This is a genomic window from Acinetobacter sp. 8I-beige, from assembly GCF_902505955.1.
GTDB classification, from domain to species: Bacteria; Pseudomonadota; Gammaproteobacteria; order Pseudomonadales; family Moraxellaceae; genus Acinetobacter; species Acinetobacter johnsonii.
Window position 1 is genome coordinate 928,988 of the sequence record NZ_LR732792.1, and the last position, 17,941, is coordinate 946,928.

Below are 17,941 nucleotides of genomic sequence, written 5' to 3' on the forward strand. Positions count from 1 at the left end.
TTCAGAGCTGACCTAGACGCAATCCGCTTGAATTAGTGTAAGCCAAAACGTACATAGAAAAATAAGCTTAATTAGACTTACCCCCAAAATTATCCGCAGAAATTGTGGATAGTTTTCAGGATGACTAAAGCTGAGCCTTACTCCTAAAAATTACTTTTTGCGTGATTTAAAAGCAACTTTATAGCTCAGTACTTCAATCTGTTGGAAATACAACCTCCCCTTTCTCGATTTTGCCTATTTAATTATCTATACATACCAACCTAAAAAGATGGAGTATGCAAGTCGCTCACTCTCCACTCAAGTTAATCAGAAAGCCATGCCGAACTCGTACAAAGACAGGCTGAGAATCAGTAAAGTCTTAGTCATTTTCATATTCAGTTGCTTATTTGATTGCATTGTTGAAAAGTTAGAATGCCATCTCACAGTCCAAACCCCAAAGTGACATACATATGACTAGCAGAATGCTTCGCTGATTTGAATATCGACTCATCGACTTTGTCTAAAACAAACGTAAAAGTAAAAAGACAAACTAAAACATTATTTTAGATACTTATAATCCCCCCATAAACCAGAACACTAAATAATCAAAAGCCCAATAAAAAAAGGACTCAATATGAGTCCTTTTCAACATCATCACTTGCGCTTTAACTCTTCTTCGCCTTCAATGTTTTAAATAAAACAAATAACACGAGGATCCAGACAGGAAGCATCAACACGGAAAGCATAAAACCTTGATTCCACATGATATATAAAATCATCAGCATAAACACTAAAACAAAATAATTGCTAAACGGTGCAAATAACGCTGGAAACTTAGTTTGAATGCCCTGCTTTTTCATACTCTGTCTAAATTTAAGATGGATCAAACTGATCATCATCCAATTCAACACCGCCGCACTGACCACAATATAAATCAGATAACTGAGCGCTTTTTCAGGCAAAAAGTAATTCAACAGCACGCAACCAAAAATCAGTAATGCTGAAAATAAAACAGCCGCAATCGGTGTCCCTTGCCGATTAACCTGCTTAAAAACTTGTGGAGCATTGCCCTGTTCGGCCAGACCTAATAGCATGCGGCTATTGGCATACATCCCACTATTACAAACAGAAACCGATGCAGTCAGAATAATAAAATTCAGTAAATGCGCTGCCCAATCAATGCCAATTTGCTTAAAAATCAGTACGAATGGACTTTTATCTAAGCCACCCAAATCCAATTGATTCCAAGGTACCAAAGACAAAAGTATCGCCAGCGAGCAAATATAGAACAGAAAAACCCGTATCACCGTTTGATTGACGGCTTTTGGAATGTTCTTTTCAGGGTCTTCGGTTTCCGCAGCCGCCATACTGATCAGCTCAATGCCGCCAAAGGCAAACATCATAAAGGCCAACATATAAAACAAGCCTTCAAAGCCATGTGGGAAAAACCCGCCATGTACCCATAAGTTCGTGACGGATGCGGTTGAACCGATATCAGCCGTCAACAACAGATAAACCCCGAAGATGATCATGGCGATAATCGCCACAACCTTAATCATCGACAGCCAAAACTCAGACTCCGCATACAGTTTGACATTAGCGAGATTGGCCAACGTGATCACCACAAAAAACACCAGCACCGAGACCCACGCAGGAATATGTGGCCACCAGTAATTCACATACTTGCCAATCGCGGTCAGTTCAGTCATCACCACCAAGATATACAGTACCCAGTAGTTCCAGCCCGTTAAAAAGCCTGAAAACCGCCCCCAATATTTAAAGGCAAAGTAGCTGAATGAACCCGTCACTGGCTCATGCACAATCATTTCACCGAGCTGACGCATAATTAAAAATGCAATCAAACCGCCCATCATATAACCCAAAATAATCGATGGGCCAGCAGATTCAATAATATGTGCTGAACCTAAGAACAGCCCTGTGCCAATTGCACCACCCATGGCGATCAATTGAATATGGCGGTTCTTTAAACGGCGCTGAAGTTTAGGCGTCTCGCTGCTCAAAACACATGCTCATCTGATAAAAAAATGAATTGTACCGTTTGCACAGACGATCAACCAGTCTTGTCCTTTAAAATCGCAGATTGTTAGGTTTCATTTCACAAGCTAGAGATTTAAGCGAACTGTTGATTTTGATTACCGCCTTGACTTCATCCCATAAAAAAAGCGGATAAACCTACGCTTATCCGCTTCTTCTATTGTTCAGAAAACTGAATTAATCTTCAGGATATTCAAAACGGTAGCCTACCCCATATACCGCCTGCACCCATTCATGACGGTTGCCTGTTTCAGCTGCATCTGAAATCTTACGACGTAAGTTCTTAATATGACTATCAATCACACGGTCAGCCACTTCAAAACTGTCTGGGTTGATATGATCCAGTAACTGTGCACGTGAATAGACTTGACCCACATGCTCTAAAAACAACTCCAGTAAACGAAACTCGGTCGGTGTTAGGTTTAAAGGCTTTTGTTGATACCAAATGCGTTGCTGCGCTTTATCCATACGGAACAAAGACTGATCTTCAGGCTCAGCCTTACGCTCTAAACGACGTAACACGGCTTGCACACGTGCCACCAATTCTTTCGGGCTAAAGGGTTTACACACATAGTCGTCTGCCCCCATGTTCAAGCCAAGCACGCGGTCGATTTCTTCCGTACGTGCAGTGACCATAATAATCGGCAAATCCGACTGTTCACGAACTTTACGGCAAATGGTCAAACCATCCATACGCGGCACCATCAAGTCTAAAATCATCAGACTAGGTTTACGCTGCGTAAAGCTATCGTAAGCTTCCTGCCCATCATGAAACATACTGACTTCAAAGCCCGCTGCTTCAAGATAATCGCGGACCAATTGTGCAAGTTCTACTTCATCTTCAACCAGCATAATATGTTTCATACATACTTCCTTTTGTGTTTCATTTTTTTGGGAACGTTAACTTGCAACGTAAACCACCCAAAGGCGAATGATCAAAACTCAATTCGCCGCCTAAAGCCTGTGCCAGTTTAGCCGATAAAGCCAAACCTAAACCTGTACCACCTGTGCTCCGCGTCCGCGAGTCATCTACCCGATAGAAACGCTCACCGAGTCGTGCCAACTGCTCATCGCTTAAGCCATATGGACTGTCATCGACATAGACCGTCCAATCTGTTGCAGACTGTTCCGTATGAACTCGAACCTGACCACCTGCTTCGGTATAACGAATGCTATTACCCAACAAATTGACCATGATTTGCTTAAAGCGATCAATATCAAGTTGTAACTCAGCGCCCTCACCTTCGACACTAATGCTTAAATGGGCTTGTTCAAATTTGGGCTTAAAGTTTTCCACTTCTTGCTCAATCACCGTCCACGGGTTCACGGTTGCAAAGTAACAGTTTAATTGCTGTGCTTCCGCTTGCGCCAAATCGGCCAAGTCATGCGTGAGTTTTTTCAAACTGGTGACTTGGCGTAACATCGATTCAAAATGCTCAAGCGTTGGTTTTCGAATACCGTCTTGCATCGCTTCGATCTGCGCTTGTAACACTGCCAGCGGTGTTTTCAACTCGTGTGAAGTATCTGACACCCATTGACGACGCGAAATTTCATGCTGATCTAAAATCACCGCCAGTTGGTTCAGTTCATTGGATAAATCACCCAGCTCATCGTTTCGATTCACTTTAACTTGATGCTGGAAGTTGCCCTTCGTTAATTCACGCGTACCATTTAACAAGCGTTGAATCGGTGTCTTAAAATAAGTCGCAAGTAACAACGCAGCAATTAAACTGGCAAAAACGGTTAAACCATAGACCAGCAATAAATAACGTTTTTGATTACTAAAAAAGTTAATACTCAATGCATCATCTTGATCGAGGACTGGTTTCAGCCCCAAGTAGCCCACCACTTGGTTATTCACCACAATAGGACGGAAAGAAACTTGATCATCCGAGGGTTCACCGACCACAAACTGACGCTGCGTATCGTATAAAGACAAACGCGAGCTCAGACCCAAACGGTCAGGCGTGGAAATAAACTGTTTTTTGCCTGTGTTTTGTTTGCTCTCTTGTTCAATCTCTTCTTTTTTACGATCTGGACGAAAAACATTTTGATTGGCGCTGAGCGGAAACTTTAAACCTTCAAAGGGTTGAAACTCCGAAGGTAAATTTTCTTCTAAAGCTTGCAGTTCTTGTTCGGTTAAAATCTGTTTTTCATGTTTAACTTCAGTGGTTGAGACATCACTAAGTAAGGTTTTGGTATTTTCTTTAAAATAACGCTGTTGCAGAGCAATATCGTACTGGCGGCGTAGCCACCAACGAGAGAGACGGTCATAATCATCTGGCGCGGCATGTCCTTCAATCTGCAAAATTTGCGCTTGAATGGCATTGCCCCAGTCATGATAGGTACTATAAACGCCTGCTAAGTTATCAATCAGATGATCGAGCTTCTGCATTTCCACGTCCGCCACATATTTGGCAAAATTCTTTTGCATCGTCCAATGCAGCACACCTAAACTCACCGTGGTAATCACCAAAGTGGTCAGCAATACAGTGAGGAATAAGCGTAAAGCAATCGGTACGCGGCGAATCTTCAAAAGCAGTCTCTCGGTCATTCTTTTGCCTTGTTATTGTATAGAACACTGCATCAAAAAACTCTCCATTGTTTCTACATCTTTATTATTTAATCTTTAATCATCCAAAATCACATGCTCTTGTATGGGGGAGTTGTAGAATGAATAAGATGACAAAAATTGCTTTAGCCACTGCCAGCGTTTTATCTGTAGGTGCGTTGACTGCCTGTCAATCCACCCAAGCACCAAAAGATATGGAGCAGTCGCAACATATGCATGGTCATTATCAGAAAGACCGTCACATGACACCTGAACAACGCGAACAATTTGAAAAAATGCGTACTGAACGTAAACAAGTCATGCAAGACATTAAAAAAGCCTGCGATGGCAAAGCGGTGGGTTCAGCAGTCCAAGTCAAAGCAGGTGAGCAAACACTAGAAGGTACATGTGCGATTTCATTTAAACCGAACCGTGATGAAATGAAACGTGGTGAACATCGCCCAATGCGTGGCGATCAAGCCGATCGTGGTGAATTCCGTGGTATGCATATGCAACGCGGCGAACCACTAACCGATGCGAAACGTGCTGAGTTAACCCAGCAATACGATCAACGTTTAGCTGAACGTCAAGCGCGCCAACAAGCTGCGACCAAAGCCTGCCAAGGTCAAACCGATGGTAAAGCCGTGCAGTTAAAAGTTGGCACACAAACAGTAGATGGCAAATGTATCGTTCACTTCCAACCTAAAGCTCCTGTTTCAGCACCCAATAAGGCTGCTTAAACCACTCTAAAAAGTATAAATAGATCAAAAAGGCGCAAATTGCGCCTTTTTTATTGGACATAACTTTTTACGCTTTTTGACTATTTATGTCATGCCAAAAGCAGCAAAACTGTTTACACTCAGTGCACTTAGCGATTTTGAATAATATTTATTTGACTTTACAGTCACCAAGAAAAGCACCTGAACCGCTTGTACCAAATTAGAAGATGTTGCACGATTAAGTTATTCCAATCCGTGTCAAAGAAGACACGTTTTTATGTTTATTAGGATTATAAGCTGGTTAAACCAGTATTGAGGAAACCGATATGCCACAATACAAAGCGCCCTTACGTGATATGCAATTCGTACTGCATGAGCTATTGAATGCAGAAGAACACTATTCTAAATTGCCTGCATTTCAGGAAACCGTAAGCCGTGAATTGGTTGACCAATATTTAGAAGCTGCTGCAGATTTCTGTGAAAACGAATTGTCTCCAATCAACCAAAGCGGCGACCGCGAAGGTTGTACTTGGAATGATGGCGTTGTTACAACTCCAACTGGCTTTAAAGAAGCGTATCAAAAATATATCGAACTTGGCTTCCCGTCTCTTTCTGCTGAAGAGCAATATGGCGGTCAAGCATTACCTGTTTCTTTGGGTAACGTGATTTCAGAAATGGTCGGTACTGCAAACTGGGCATGGGGTATGTACCCAGGTCTTTCTCATGGTGCAGTTCGTACTTTAGAACATCACGGTTCAGCTGAACAAAAAGATGCTTACTTACCAAACCTTGTTTCAGGTGTTTGGACAGGTACGATGTGCTTGACAGAATCTCATGCAGGTTCTGACTTGGGTATTATCCGTACTAAAGCTGAGCCACAAGCTGACGGTAGCTATGCAATCACTGGTGAGAAAATCTTTATCTCAGCGGGTGAACATGACATGGCTGAGAACATTGTTCACATTGTACTTGCTCGTCTTCCTGGCGCACCTAAAGGCACCAAAGGTATTTCTTTATTCATCGTGCCGAAGTTTAACTTAAACGCAGACGGTACTGTGGGTGAGCGTAACGCCGTGCGTTGTGGTTCTATCGAACACAAAATGGGGATCCATGGTAACTCAACTTGCGTGATCAACTTTGACAATGCAAAAGGTTTCCTGATTGGCCCTGAAAACCGTGGCTTAAACTGCATGTTCACTTTCATGAACACTGCACGTATTGGTACGGCTGTACAAGGTCTGGCAGCATCTGAAGGCGCATTCCAAGGTGCATTAACCTATGCGAAAGACCGTTTAGCAATGCGTTCTTTGACAGGTCCTAAAGCACCAGAAAAAGAAGCCGATCCAATTATTGTTCACCCTGCTGTTCGTAACATGCTGTTAACTCAAAAAGCATTTGCTGAAGGTGGTCGTGCACTGGTTTACTTATTGTCTCTACATGCGGACGTAGTTGAGCAAGGTGCAACTGAAGAAGAGCGTAAATCTTCTGACAACATCTTGTCACTGCTTACTCCAATTGCAAAAGCATTCTTGACTGAAACAGGTTCTGAATCTGCAAAACACGGCGTTCAAGTGTTTGGTGGTCACGGCTTTATTTCAGAGCATGGTATGGAACAAATCGTTCGTGATACACGTATTGCGTGTTTATACGAAGGGACAACTGAAATCCAAGCGCTTGACTTGTTAGGTCGTAAAGTTTTGGGTACTCAAGGTGCAATGTTGAAAGACTTCACTAAGATTATTCACAAATTTGTTGAAGCAAACAAAGACAATGCTGCAATGAAAGAGTTTGTTGAACCTCTTGCTGCTCTAAACAAAGAGTGGGGCGACTTAACCATGCAAATTGGTATGAAAGCAATGCAAAACCCAGATGAAGTGGGTGCAGCTGCGGTCGATTACCTATACTTCTCTGGTTATGTAACGCTTGCTTACCTATGGGCACGTATGGCACTTGTGGCTCAAGAAACATTGGCTGCAGGTACAACTGACGTTGACTTCTATAATGCGAAAGTAACGACAGCTCGTTTCTACTTCAAGAAGATTCTTCCACGTGTTCGCTCACACGTTGATGTGATTGCTGGTGGCGTAGAACCATTACTCGCATTAGATGCAGAGCACTTTGCATTCTAAGTAATTAATAACTAATTCGATATTCGAAATAGTTGTACTCTTGAGTACAGAAATGAAAAAGGACAGTCATAGCTTTGGCGGTCCTTTTTCTTTATAAATAGAGCGTTATTTCGCTTGGGTCATTTAACAACACTCTGCGTTGTTAATTAAGCTGTCCTAAGTCTACAGAGATTCAAACAATAAACAGGTGAACGAACATGCCAATTTATAATGCCCCACTTGCGGATATGAAGTTTATCCTCAATGACGTTTTCAATGCAGATCAGTTCTGGCAGTCTAATGAAAATCTAGCTCATGTAGACAGTGCGACGGCTGAAGCGATCCTCGAGGAAATGGCTAAATTTGCGCAGAACGTAACCCTGCCTTTAAACCGTACAGGTGATGAAGAAGGTGCAACATTTAGCAATGGAGCAGTGACTACACCTGCTGGTTTTAAAGAAGCGTTTAAGCAATATGCTGAAGGCGGTTGGATTGGCTTAGCGGCTGATGAAGAATGGGGCGGTCAAGGCATGCCTAAAATGCTGACAGTTCTAGCAGATGAAATGCTGTTCGCAACCAACCCATCATTCATGCTCTACCCACTTCTTTCTGTCGGCGCGGGTATGGCGCTAAACAGCTATGCATCGCAAGAACAAAAAGAAACCTATTTACCTAAAATTTACTCAGGCGAATGGTCTGGGACCATGTGTTTAACTGAGCCACATGCAGGTACAGATTTAGGCATTATCAAAACTAAAGCTGAACGTAACGAAGACGGTACCTATAACATTACAGGGACCAAAATCTTTATTACTGGCGGTGACCACGACTTAGCTGAAAACATCATTCACTTAGTTTTGGCAAAAACTCCTGATGCACCTGCGGGTTCACGTGGTATTTCACTCTTCATCGTGCCTAAATTCCTAGTGAATGCAGATGGTTCTGTAGGCGAGCGTAATGCGGCAGGTCCAGGTTCAATTGAACACAAAATGGGGATCAAAGCGTCTGCAACTTGTGTAATGAACTTTGACGGTGCCAAAGGTTACTTGGTCGGTAAAGAAAATGAAGGCCTTGCGGCAATGTTCGTGATGATGAACTACGAACGTCTGTCGATGGGTATTCAAGGGTTAGGCGCATCTGAATTTGCTTACCAAAATGCGGCACAGTACGCAACAGACCGTCTACAAGGTCGTAGCGCTTCTGGTGTGCAATCGCCTGCTAAACCTGCAGACAGCATTCTTGTGCATGGTGATGTGCGTCGTATGTTGCTGAATGCACGTGCGAACAACGAAGCATCTCGTGCCTTTGCAGTATATGTCGGTCAACAACTCGATATCACCAAGTTCTCAACAGACCCTGAAGCTGTGAAAGCAGCCAATGACCGTGTTGCCTTATTAACCCCTATTGCAAAAGCGTATTTAACAGATACTGCATTTAACGCAGTAATTGATTCACAAATGGTCTTCGGTGGTCATGGCTATATTCGTGAATGGGGCATGGAGCAATGTGTACGTGACTTACGTATTGCACAAATCTATGAAGGCACCAACGGCGTTCAGTCTCAAGATTTAATCGGTCGTAAAACCATTAAATGCGGTGGTGCTTTCATCGCAGACTACATTACTGAAATCCGTGACTTTGCTAACGGCTTAGACGCTGACCTAAACTTCATTAAAGATGCAACACTCGATGCAGCAACTGAAGTGGAAGAAGTGACCAAGTATGTTCTTGAGCGTGCTGCTGAAAGTGCAGAGTTCCCGAATGCTGCAGCAGTAGATTACTTACATGCAGTCGGCCTACTCAGCTTTGCCTATATGTTTGCAAGAATTGCCAATGCTGCAAAAACCAAAGATGGTGACTTTTATCAAAACAAACTGGCGCTTGCAGCTTATTTTGCTCAACGCATTTTGCCTGAAATCGACTTACGTATTGCAAAAGTAAAAGCAGGTGCAGAAGTCATCATGAACTTCTCTGAAGACTACTTCACCAGCCAAGCTTAATCGCTTAAAGACTGAATAAAAAAACGCCTGCTTTGTCAGGCGTTTTTTTATGGCTCAGCTTTATTTTTGCTTTTATACGTCATGTGCATGAAATTTGCTTATGATGCAATAAACCACCATCAACATATCAGGAGGCAGCCATGACTAACCGTGACCCTAAAATAGAGAAAATAGAAACCCTCCTCGATAAACTGGGCAATACTGCAGTAGAAAGTTTTCACTATGTGGCTTTATTTATTATTGGCTGTATGGTGATTTGGTCGGCAGGACATACCGTTTATGAGATCCTGACCATTAAACAATATGCCTCAATTGATGATATTTTACTGTTATTCATCTACTTAGAACTGGGTGCAATGGTTGGTATCTATTTTAAAACCAACCACATGCCTGTCCGCTTTTTAATTTATATCGCCATCACCGCCCTCACCCGTCTTTTAATTTCCGATATCCAGCATGACCACAAAGCGGATATGGATTTGGTGATTATTACGGGTTCAATTTTAATTATGGCGATTGCAATCTTGGTGGTGCGTTATGCATCGTGGAATTATCCTTCAGTAATTCGGGATAAACATGCCGACAAGCCTTTACCTGAAGGGAAAACACCACGCCCACAAGACGATGAGCTCGCTTAATTCTTTATTGACCACTAAAAAACCCTCCGTCTAAACAAGCGAGGGTTTTCTGTATCAAGCAAAGATTCACTTATTTTGAATCAGGTTCTAAAGCGTAGCGTCCATTTTCATAGATCCAGTGCATGCCTTCAGGTGGGTCTGGCAGTCCCAAACGTCGCCAATCGGTAATCAACACATAATCACGGCTTTCAATACTAGAGTCGCCATCCCCATACACATAGCTATTGGTTTCCTGACTATAGGTTGAATAGCTGGGGGCTCGGTAAATAATACTCACACCTGGTCGCATCGGATATCCGCCATGTGGTGGATGATGCGGAGGTGGTCTGTGATGAGGGGGCTCAATTTGAGGCGGTGATGTAGGTCTGGGCATTGCACCTTGATACGGCCCAGCATAGGTTGGGAAACGCTGGGTTTGCGAAGTCAGCGGTTTTCCATAATAACGCGTCGCTGGTTGAGCAGAACTCAGTGCAGGAAATAAGCTGAGTAAACTTATTCCATAGATTATTTTTAAATATTTCATCATCTTCCTCCACTGAGGTGAATATTATTATTTTAAACCCATTTTATGGATAAAAAATGTACAAACCATCAATTTTAGATCACTGGTCGTTATCACCACTATAAGGTTTGAAGCAGGATTTCTTTGAAAAGCAAAAAATGCATGAGTTTTCAGTTTATACTTAATCTTTGTTTATAAATGTATTGGATGAACAATCGTGGCTGAATTAAGTTTTGATCGACTCTATGAATATTTTGCAAAAGTGCCCAGTATTCAAAAAAATCTGATTGATGCTTATGGCACAGATGGAAAAAGTGCATGGTGGTTTAAGTTTCAAATTGATGTAGATCATTCTTTGGCATGGCAAACGGTACAAGAGCTTGGACATGTACTGAACTATATTTCTAAAAATGAGCGCCTACCGACGCAGTTTCTACCTGTTTCCCCGCCGCCATATATGAATGGTGAAGCCAAGCAATTCTTGGCATGGGTTATTCAGTGTAACCATCCTGACTTTCCACCTGATGTCATTTGTGACTGGTTAGAAGCACGCCTACCGAGTCCAGTGGAAAATGCCGAAAAATGGAAAATCAAAACCGATCTACATGAACTCGATAACATGAGCGATAAAGATTTGGATCAAATCATCCCGCCAAATCCTGAGCAGTAAAATCTTAAAAATTAAATCTCCCTAAGTCCCTCTTTAAAAAGAGGGACTTTTCATCTTGCACAATATAAGAGAAGTGCCGCTTTTCATGAAACGGCAAGAAATGGTAAAAAAATTCGAAATTAAAACGTCGACAAACCACTCCACTCCATAAAACGGTATAGCCCATATTTGAGTTTTGACTCATCTTTATATTGCTCATAGCCCACACTCATTTGACGACCATTTAAGTTCGACCATGCCCCATCAAAATATTGCTGTGCATCTGTAAACACCGCTGCATTAGACTGGCCGATCACACGTAAATTGGTCTCCAAGTTATAATTCTTCAAATTCCGTGCGGTAAAATTCGCAGAACCTAAAATAAGCTCTGCTTCTTGCGCATGGCGTTTTAAAATCATTTTGCTATGGCACTGCTCTCCTTGAGTATTACACCACCGCACTGTAATACCAGCATCGTTAAGCTCAGACGCAACTTGACGATTAGGAATTCCATTCTTTTGACGACCAAATGCATCTTTATTGGGGTCGAGTAAAATCCGAAGTTTAACGCCGCGGTTCTGCGCATCTTTTAAAGCATTGATAATTTGACGCTCAGACAAATAGAACATCGCCAAATCAATCTGGTCATTAGCTTTTGCCGTATTCAACAAGTTGAGTGTTGCATCTAGGATTGCTTTTTCCGTCAGCACCTGTACCTGAGGCTGCGATGGATTTCCTACAATTTCGCCCAAAATCACCATCGGTACATCGCCCTGAGACATGTGAGCCACAGTTTGCTCTGTTTTCAAGACATCAATTGCGGTATTGCCTGTCACCAACAGCGCCACATTGGAATGTCGCGAACTGCCATCATGCGGATTCGCAGATGTGACCAAGGTTTTCCAACCTTCCGCGGTATCGACCACCAATGTTTTGCGATGATTGGCTTTAAAGTTAAATAAGTTTAAATAACTACGTAGGGTAATTTTTTCATCCCCAAACGGGTTTCTTAACCAACCGCCGTCGGGATTATTGCCTGCATTTTGACAACAGATATACCAAAAACCTGACCAAATAGGGTTAGAAGCACGTAGCGGACGTAAATCGGTTTCAATCACATCCACACCTGCCTGACGCAATTTACGGTAATGCTCAGGTAATAGCCCGCCATACACCGAGTTAATCGGGTCGGTGATGACTTTGATTTCAATATTCGGATGTAAGCTTCGCTTGACAATCAACGCATCGGTCAGCTGACGAGTCAACGCCCGTTGTGATGCTTGAGATGTTCCCACTTCATCGTTAAACAAGAACATATCCAACACAATCGTGGTTTGTGCATCTTCAATTAGTTTAAACACTGCGTTGAAAATATGATGATCTTGTTGCTGCTTGCCTTGTGCATCGATATAGGTTTGATCTGCAATAAATTTGACATCGGCATGACGTAACTTGCCCGTATAGTCCAGCCCATCAGGCAGTGGTTTAACGCTATGGTAAACTGCGGAGGTTAAATAAGTCAGAGCCAATAAACCCACCACGACACCGACATAACGGGTCGATGTCCAATTGAGCTTTTGATGTAATTTTCGAAAGATACGCATAACAAAAAACCTAATCCAATATACTCAGACTAGGTTTTATTGTTTGATTTTTCAAGAGGATTTCTGTTGTCAATGTTTTGGCAACCTCTCCCTAACCCTCTCCTTTAAGAAGAGGGAGCACCTCCTCTTTACGGAAAAGGTTGGGTTGAGGCTTGAAATAGCACTTAGAAACTAAAGTCCAGTCCAACTGTGAAGTTACGCCCAACTTGTGGAATGGTCGATAAGAAAGAGGTATGCGAATAAACCGTCTCATCTAAGAGGTTATTGGCTTTGAAATACACGCGATAATCATTACCCTGCATATACTGACCATTATACGCCAAGCCCAAATTCACCATGTTATAGCCCTCGGTTTCGGTCTCATAGCTTGCAATTCGATCTTGCTCAAACACATGGTAGTACTCTGCCGTTCCTGACCACGTGTCACTAAAGTTAGCATTCACTTTTGTTCCTAAACGGCCAGCAGGCACCCGTGGCGCATTTTCATTGTCAATTTTGCCACGTACATAATCACCAAAGACACTCATTTTATATACATCATTGATGGCATAAGACGCTTCTGCTTCAGTCCCATAAAAACGCGCTTTGTCTTGGGTGTAGTCTACTAGGCGGAAGTTTTCGTATCGGTCTGCGGTTTGAGCATAAATGTAGTTGTCATACCAGTTGTGGTAAACATGAACGTGATAATCAATTTTATCCGTATCGTAATGGAAACCTAACTCTAGGTTATTGGACTTTTCGACATCGAGATTTTCATTGCCACGCTCATAGGTATTGGTTGCAAGATGCTTACCATCAGCATAAAGCTCTTGTGCCAAAGGTAAACGCTCTTGATGTGACCCGACCAAAGACAGTTTATAGTTCGGTGCAAACATCCAATTCACAGCACCCGAATAGGACACGGCATAATCATCATAGTCTTTTCGATCTGACTCAATATCAATCGTCTGCTGATCGACACGCGCCCCTAACTCAAAATGGAAGTCATTCCACTGTTTATGTTCTAAACCAAATACGCTCCACTTTTGCGTCTTGGTCGGTTCTAAAATAGACTCTTCACCCGTGATATCTAATTTTTGTTGATTGTACTGTACGCCAACCACACCTTCCCAATCTGCAATCGGCTGATGCACCATTTCTAGACGTGCATCATAACCTTTACTTTTAAAGGTAGTTGCAACACTATCGCCTTCAATTTCATCATGTTGGTAGTCGGTATAACTGGCATGGGCACGTAACTTCTCAAACCCTGCAATCGGATTTAAAATTTCTGTACGGAAGTCATAACGCTCCGACTTTAAGTCAACCCAAGGCCCTGTCTCATGTTCGTCATGTGCATGGTCGTGTCCTGAGTGATCATGTTCATCCGTATGTCCATGATTATCGCTTCCGTCACAGTGCAAATGGTCTTCATGCGGATGACAGCTCTCATATTCATGGCTATGCCCAGGTAAACCGTACTGATCTTGACGGTTCGTATAGGCGATACCCGCAAAACCACGCTCACCAATCCATGAACCACCAACACTAACGGTTTCACCTTTGGCAAAGGTATTTCCAACACGACGTTCTTTTTCGAGTTCACCCTCATGTTCATGGAAATAGTTCGGCGCAATATAGTCATTCGCTTCACGCTTTGAACCTTCAACCCGCAGAGCAAACTGACTGCCCAAAGCAACCGTTGCCCCAGCACTGGCCAACTTTTCATCACTGCCAGAGTTGTAGCGTAATCCAGCCGTACCTTCTAAACCTTTTTCAGGCATGCTGGTTGGAATTTTTTGATCGGTGACATTGACCAAACCGCCCACGGTACCTGCACTATATAACAGGGTTGAAGGGCCACGGATGATTTCAATTTGCTTGGCCAAAATCGGATCGACCGTCACGGCATGGTCTGGCGATAAAGTCGAGACATCAGCAGTTTCTGAAGCATGTTGTAAAACTTTCACGCGTGGGCCATCTTGACCTCGAATCACGGGTCGACTTGAACCTGAACCATATTGATTTGAATATACGCCTAGCTCATCGGCCAAAGCATCCCCGATGGTCGGTGCACGTTCTTTTAAGCTTTTTTGCTCGATAACCTGATCGGCGACTGCAAAATCAGCAGCGGTCTGAACGAGTGGATGCGCTTGGCTGGTCAACGTTTCAAGTTGTTGTGTTGTTGTGTCATCTGCAAAAACGGCAGGTGCAACCACCGCCAAAATAGAGAGCGTTATCAAATTTTTATGGAAAGCCATGGAACTCACTCAAGCGTACAATTTTTGAATATTGTTATAATATAACATTTCAAATTCATTGCAATAAAAAACATTCCAATGGTAGAAAAAAGATAAACTGCCCTATCCATCTAAGTCGATGCCAACGCCAACAGATCAATGCCCTTTACCATTTCACATGCTGTTCTCGCGCCTCCTCTAGCCAAACTCAGTGGTGACCGATTACCCATTGCTGCCATTGCTATTGGTAGTATGACCCCCGATCTTTATCGACTGTTTACACAAGCCAATTCAAATACTACCCACTACTGGACTTCACTGATTCACCCCGATCTTTGGATTGGACTCAGTTTTTGTGTTTTGTGGTACGCGCTATTGCGGCCCTTTTTTTATCGTTTTTTAGGTATTCAGCATGAGTTAAGGCTGAGCAGTATGCTACGTTTTTTTAAATTTTCTGTGGCCGTTATTCTCGCGATCCTGCTGGGTACAGCAACGCATCTGTTATGGGACGGACTCACCCATGCTGACTTCCGCACCTTGTTTGGACATGCATTTTTAAGCCAAGAGATCTCTTTGTTAGGGCACGGCTATCCGCTACACCGCATTTTACAAATTGGCACATCGGCACTGGCTTTGCCCTTGTTGGCGTGGATGGGTTGGCGCTATTACCAAACCTATCAGCAACATTTTCCAGTGAGTTTAAAAATCAAACGCTTTGCAATTGGACTGTTCATACTGAGCCTTTTAGGCGGTTTCGTCAGTGTTTGGGACTATGCACGTTATATTCCCACGCAAGTTTGGCAGTCAGACCTGTATTATTTTACAGGGCGAAGTATTAATGAGTTTAGCCAAGTCGCTTTACTGATTTTAATCTTTGGCTGCATTCTGTTTTTATTTTTAGATCGAGACTATCGTTTAGGCTGAATTTAGACCAACGCTTAAATGCTATTTCATGCCTTTTTTAAGCTATACCTTGAGAGTCAATGTCCAAAGAGGCATAATCCTACCTTTATTTCTGGCGGTACGCTGTTTACGTATTCGCTACCTTTAGCCATATAGTTGGATTTTTAACGCCATGATGCGAACTCATTACTGCGGTTCTTTAACCGAAACTCAAATTGATGAAACAGTAACCCTCTGCGGTTGGGTACACCGTCGCCGTGACCACGGTGGTGTCATCTTCCTTGATATGCGTGACCGTGATGGTCTTGTGCAAGTGGTTATTGACCCAGACACTCCTGAAGCATTCGCAACTGCAGACAAAGTACGTTCAGAATTCGTATTAAAAATTACAGGTCGTGTACGTCGCCGCTATGCAGGCACAGAAAATGCCAATATGGTGAGCGGTCAAATCGAAGTTTTAGGTAAAGAAATCGAAGTTCTTGCTGCATCAGAAACTCCGCCGTTCCCATTGAATGACGACAACACCAATATCTCTGAAGAAATTCGTTTGAAATACCGTTTCTTGGACATCCGTCGTCCTGAAATGTTAGATCGTTTACGTTTCCGTTCTAAGCTAACCAACCTAATTCGTAACTATTTCGAAGACAATGGTTTCTTAGACGTTGAAACTCCGATTTTAACCCGTGCAACGCCTGAAGGTGCGCGTGACTACTTAGTGCCAAGCCGTGTATCTAACGGTAGCTTCTATGCACTTCCACAATCACCACAATTATTCAAACAATTGTTGATGGTCGGTGGTATCGATCGTTACTACCAAATCGCAAAATGTTTCCGTGATGAAGACTTACGTGCAGACCGTCAGCCTGAATTCACCCAAATCGACGTTGAAACATCGTTCATGAGTGACGATGACATCATGGATTTAATGGAAACGTTGACGGTTAAGATGTTCAAAGAACTTCTTGACGTTCAATTCGATAAATTCCCACGCATGACCTATACAGATGCTATGCGTGACTATGCATCGGACAAACCAGATTTACGTATTCCTTTGAAATTGGTTGACGTCGCAGACCTAATGCAAGAAGTTGAATTCAAAGTATTCGCAGGTCCAGCGAAAGATCCTAAGGGTCGTATCGTTGCATTACGTGTTCCGGGTGCAGGTTCACTACCACGTAGCCAAATTGATGAATACACGAAATTTGTCGGCATCTACGGTGCAAAAGGTTTAGCGTACATTAAAGTGAACGAGCTTGAAAAAGGCATCGAAGGCTTACAGTCTCCAATCGTGAAATTCATCGAGCCAATCGTGCTTGATCTCTTGAAACGTGTTGGCGCAGAAAATGGCGATATCGTGTTCTTCGGCGCAGACAAAGCTAAAGTTGTGAACGATGCCATGGGGGCTTTACGTATTAAAGTCGGTCATGACTTAAAAATGTCAACTTGCGAGTGGGCACCGCTTTGGGTGGTAGACTTCCCAATGTTTGAAGAAACAGATGATGGCAAATGGACCTCTGTTCACCACCCATTCACACTGCCTAAATCAAGCGTTGAAGATGTGAAAAATAACCCAGGTGCTGCACTTTCTGTGGCTTATGACATGGTGTTAAACGGTACTGAAATTGGTGGTGGTTCACTACGTATTCATAACCTAGAAATGCAAAAAGCAATTTTTGAAGCATTAGGTATTGGCGAAGAAGAAGCTGAAGAAAAATTCAGCTTCTTACTCAACGCATTACGTTACGGTGCTCCTCCGCATGGTGGTTTAGCATTCGGTCTAGACCGTTTAGTCATGCTCATGACGGGTGGTGCGTCTATTCGTGATGTAATTGCATTCCCGAAAACGAAAACTGCTGAATGTCCATTAACGCAAGCACCTGCACCAGTTGAATCAAATCAACTACGTGATTTAGGTATTCGCTTACGTGAAAAACCAAAAGCTGAAGAAACCAAATAATCTTTAGATTTTGATTAAAGAAACCCTGCCATGCGCAGGGTTTTTTTCATTCAAGAC

13 protein-coding genes are annotated in these 17,941 nt (G+C 42.8%); 7 read left to right on the forward strand and 6 right to left on the reverse strand.

The annotated features are described in order from the left end of the window. Nucleotides 1-644: 644 nt before the first annotated feature. From GVX98_RS14805 to baeS, 3 genes are all read right to left on the reverse strand, one after another. Nucleotides 645-2,000 carry an amino acid permease gene (locus tag GVX98_RS14805; RefSeq protein WP_159128503.1) on the reverse strand — a complete coding sequence of 452 codons (1,356 nt, stop codon included), beginning with the start codon at nucleotides 1,998-2,000 and terminating at the stop codon, nucleotides 645-647. A 211-nt stretch (nucleotides 2,001-2,211) separates the two neighbouring features. Further along, nucleotides 2,212-2,898, reverse strand: a complete 687-nt coding sequence (locus GVX98_RS14810; protein ID WP_004697755.1) for a response regulator — start codon at nucleotides 2,896-2,898, stop codon at nucleotides 2,212-2,214. 19 nt (nucleotides 2,899-2,917) lie between these two features. Beyond that, the gene (baeS, locus tag GVX98_RS14815; RefSeq protein ID WP_159128504.1) at nucleotides 2,918-4,588 is read right to left on the reverse strand and encodes a sensor histidine kinase efflux regulator BaeS; all 1,671 of its coding nucleotides are present in this window, start codon (nucleotides 4,586-4,588) and stop codon (nucleotides 2,918-2,920) included. A 119-nt stretch (nucleotides 4,589-4,707) separates the two neighbouring features. Here baeS and GVX98_RS14820 point away from each other — a divergent pair, with 119 nt between their 5' ends. The 4 genes from GVX98_RS14820 (at nucleotide 4,708) to GVX98_RS14835 (ending at nucleotide 10,050) form a co-directional block, all read left to right on the forward strand. Next, the gene (locus tag GVX98_RS14820; RefSeq protein WP_126035358.1) at nucleotides 4,708-5,325 is read left to right on the forward strand and encodes a hypothetical protein; all 618 of its coding nucleotides are present in this window, start codon (nucleotides 4,708-4,710) and stop codon (nucleotides 5,323-5,325) included. A gap of 305 nt (nucleotides 5,326-5,630) precedes the next feature. After that, nucleotides 5,631-7,433, forward strand: coding sequence for an acyl-CoA dehydrogenase C-terminal domain-containing protein (locus GVX98_RS14825; RefSeq protein WP_004983590.1), 1,803 nt, complete (start codon nucleotides 5,631-5,633; stop codon nucleotides 7,431-7,433). A 197-nt stretch (nucleotides 7,434-7,630) separates the two neighbouring features. Continuing rightward, the gene (locus GVX98_RS14830; RefSeq protein ID WP_159128505.1) at nucleotides 7,631-9,412 is read left to right on the forward strand and encodes an acyl-CoA dehydrogenase C-terminal domain-containing protein; all 1,782 of its coding nucleotides are present in this window, start codon (nucleotides 7,631-7,633) and stop codon (nucleotides 9,410-9,412) included. Between the two features lie 140 nt (nucleotides 9,413-9,552). Next, nucleotides 9,553-10,050, forward strand: coding sequence for a phosphate-starvation-inducible protein PsiE (locus tag GVX98_RS14835; protein ID WP_004983586.1), 498 nt, complete (start codon nucleotides 9,553-9,555; stop codon nucleotides 10,048-10,050). A 70-nt stretch (nucleotides 10,051-10,120) separates the two neighbouring features. Here GVX98_RS14835 and GVX98_RS14840 read toward each other — a convergent pair whose 3' ends face one another. Then, complete coding sequence (locus tag GVX98_RS14840; RefSeq protein WP_005401677.1) at nucleotides 10,121-10,576, reverse strand: RcnB family protein; 456 nt, start codon at nucleotides 10,574-10,576, stop codon at nucleotides 10,121-10,123. 193 nt (nucleotides 10,577-10,769) lie between these two features. Between GVX98_RS14840 and GVX98_RS14845 the strand changes: the two genes are divergently transcribed. Further along, nucleotides 10,770-11,222 carry a hypothetical protein gene (locus tag GVX98_RS14845; RefSeq protein WP_159128506.1) on the forward strand — a complete coding sequence of 151 codons (453 nt, stop codon included), beginning with the start codon at nucleotides 10,770-10,772 and terminating at the stop codon, nucleotides 11,220-11,222. Nucleotides 11,223-11,341: 119 nt separating this feature from the next. Here the strand turns inward: GVX98_RS14845 and GVX98_RS14850 are convergent, their stop codons facing one another. Together GVX98_RS14850 and znuD are read right to left on the reverse strand one after the other, a co-directional pair. Beyond that, nucleotides 11,342-12,805: a phospholipase D family protein gene (locus tag GVX98_RS14850; RefSeq protein ID WP_159128507.1), complete on the reverse strand. Its 1,464-nt coding sequence runs from the start codon at nucleotides 12,803-12,805 to the stop codon at nucleotides 11,342-11,344. Nucleotides 12,806-12,969: 164 nt separating this feature from the next. Beyond that, nucleotides 12,970-15,045 (reverse strand): zinc piracy TonB-dependent receptor ZnuD, encoded by a 2,076-nt coding sequence (znuD, locus tag GVX98_RS14855; RefSeq protein WP_159128508.1) that lies wholly within the window; start codon nucleotides 15,043-15,045, stop codon nucleotides 12,970-12,972. Nucleotides 15,046-15,183: 138 nt separating this feature from the next. Between znuD and GVX98_RS14860 the strand changes: the two genes are divergently transcribed. Both GVX98_RS14860 and aspS read left to right on the forward strand, forming a co-directional pair. Continuing rightward, the gene (locus GVX98_RS14860) at nucleotides 15,184-15,948 is read left to right on the forward strand and encodes a DUF4184 family protein (RefSeq protein WP_159128509.1); all 765 of its coding nucleotides are present in this window, start codon (nucleotides 15,184-15,186) and stop codon (nucleotides 15,946-15,948) included. A gap of 151 nt (nucleotides 15,949-16,099) precedes the next feature. Then, nucleotides 16,100-17,884: an aspartate--tRNA ligase gene (gene aspS, locus GVX98_RS14865; protein WP_004697728.1), complete on the forward strand. Its 1,785-nt coding sequence runs from the start codon at nucleotides 16,100-16,102 to the stop codon at nucleotides 17,882-17,884. Nucleotides 17,885-17,941: the final 57 nt, after the last annotated feature.

Coding starts and splice junctions, on each gene's coding strand:
- GVX98_RS14835 (WP_004983586.1), top strand. CDS start 9,553: ATGACTAACCGTGACCCTAAAATAGAGAAAATAGAAACCCTCCTCGAT.
- GVX98_RS14830 (WP_159128505.1), top strand. CDS start 7,631: ATGCCAATTTATAATGCCCCACTTGCGGATATGAAGTTTATCCTCAAT.
- znuD (WP_159128508.1), bottom strand. CDS start 15,045: ATGGCTTTCCATAAAAATTTGATAACGCTCTCTATTTTGGCGGTGGTT.
- GVX98_RS14820 (WP_126035358.1), top strand. CDS start 4,708: ATGAATAAGATGACAAAAATTGCTTTAGCCACTGCCAGCGTTTTATCT.
- GVX98_RS14840 (WP_005401677.1), bottom strand. CDS start 10,576: ATGATGAAATATTTAAAAATAATCTATGGAATAAGTTTACTCAGCTTA.
- GVX98_RS14810 (WP_004697755.1), bottom strand. CDS start 2,898: ATGAAACATATTATGCTGGTTGAAGATGAAGTAGAACTTGCACAATTG.
- aspS (WP_004697728.1), top strand. CDS start 16,100: ATGATGCGAACTCATTACTGCGGTTCTTTAACCGAAACTCAAATTGAT.
- GVX98_RS14860 (WP_159128509.1), top strand. CDS start 15,184: ATGCCCTTTACCATTTCACATGCTGTTCTCGCGCCTCCTCTAGCCAAA.
- GVX98_RS14850 (WP_159128507.1), bottom strand. CDS start 12,805: ATGCGTATCTTTCGAAAATTACATCAAAAGCTCAATTGGACATCGACC.
- GVX98_RS14825 (WP_004983590.1), top strand. CDS start 5,631: ATGCCACAATACAAAGCGCCCTTACGTGATATGCAATTCGTACTGCAT.
- baeS (WP_159128504.1), bottom strand. CDS start 4,588: ATGACCGAGAGACTGCTTTTGAAGATTCGCCGCGTACCGATTGCTTTA.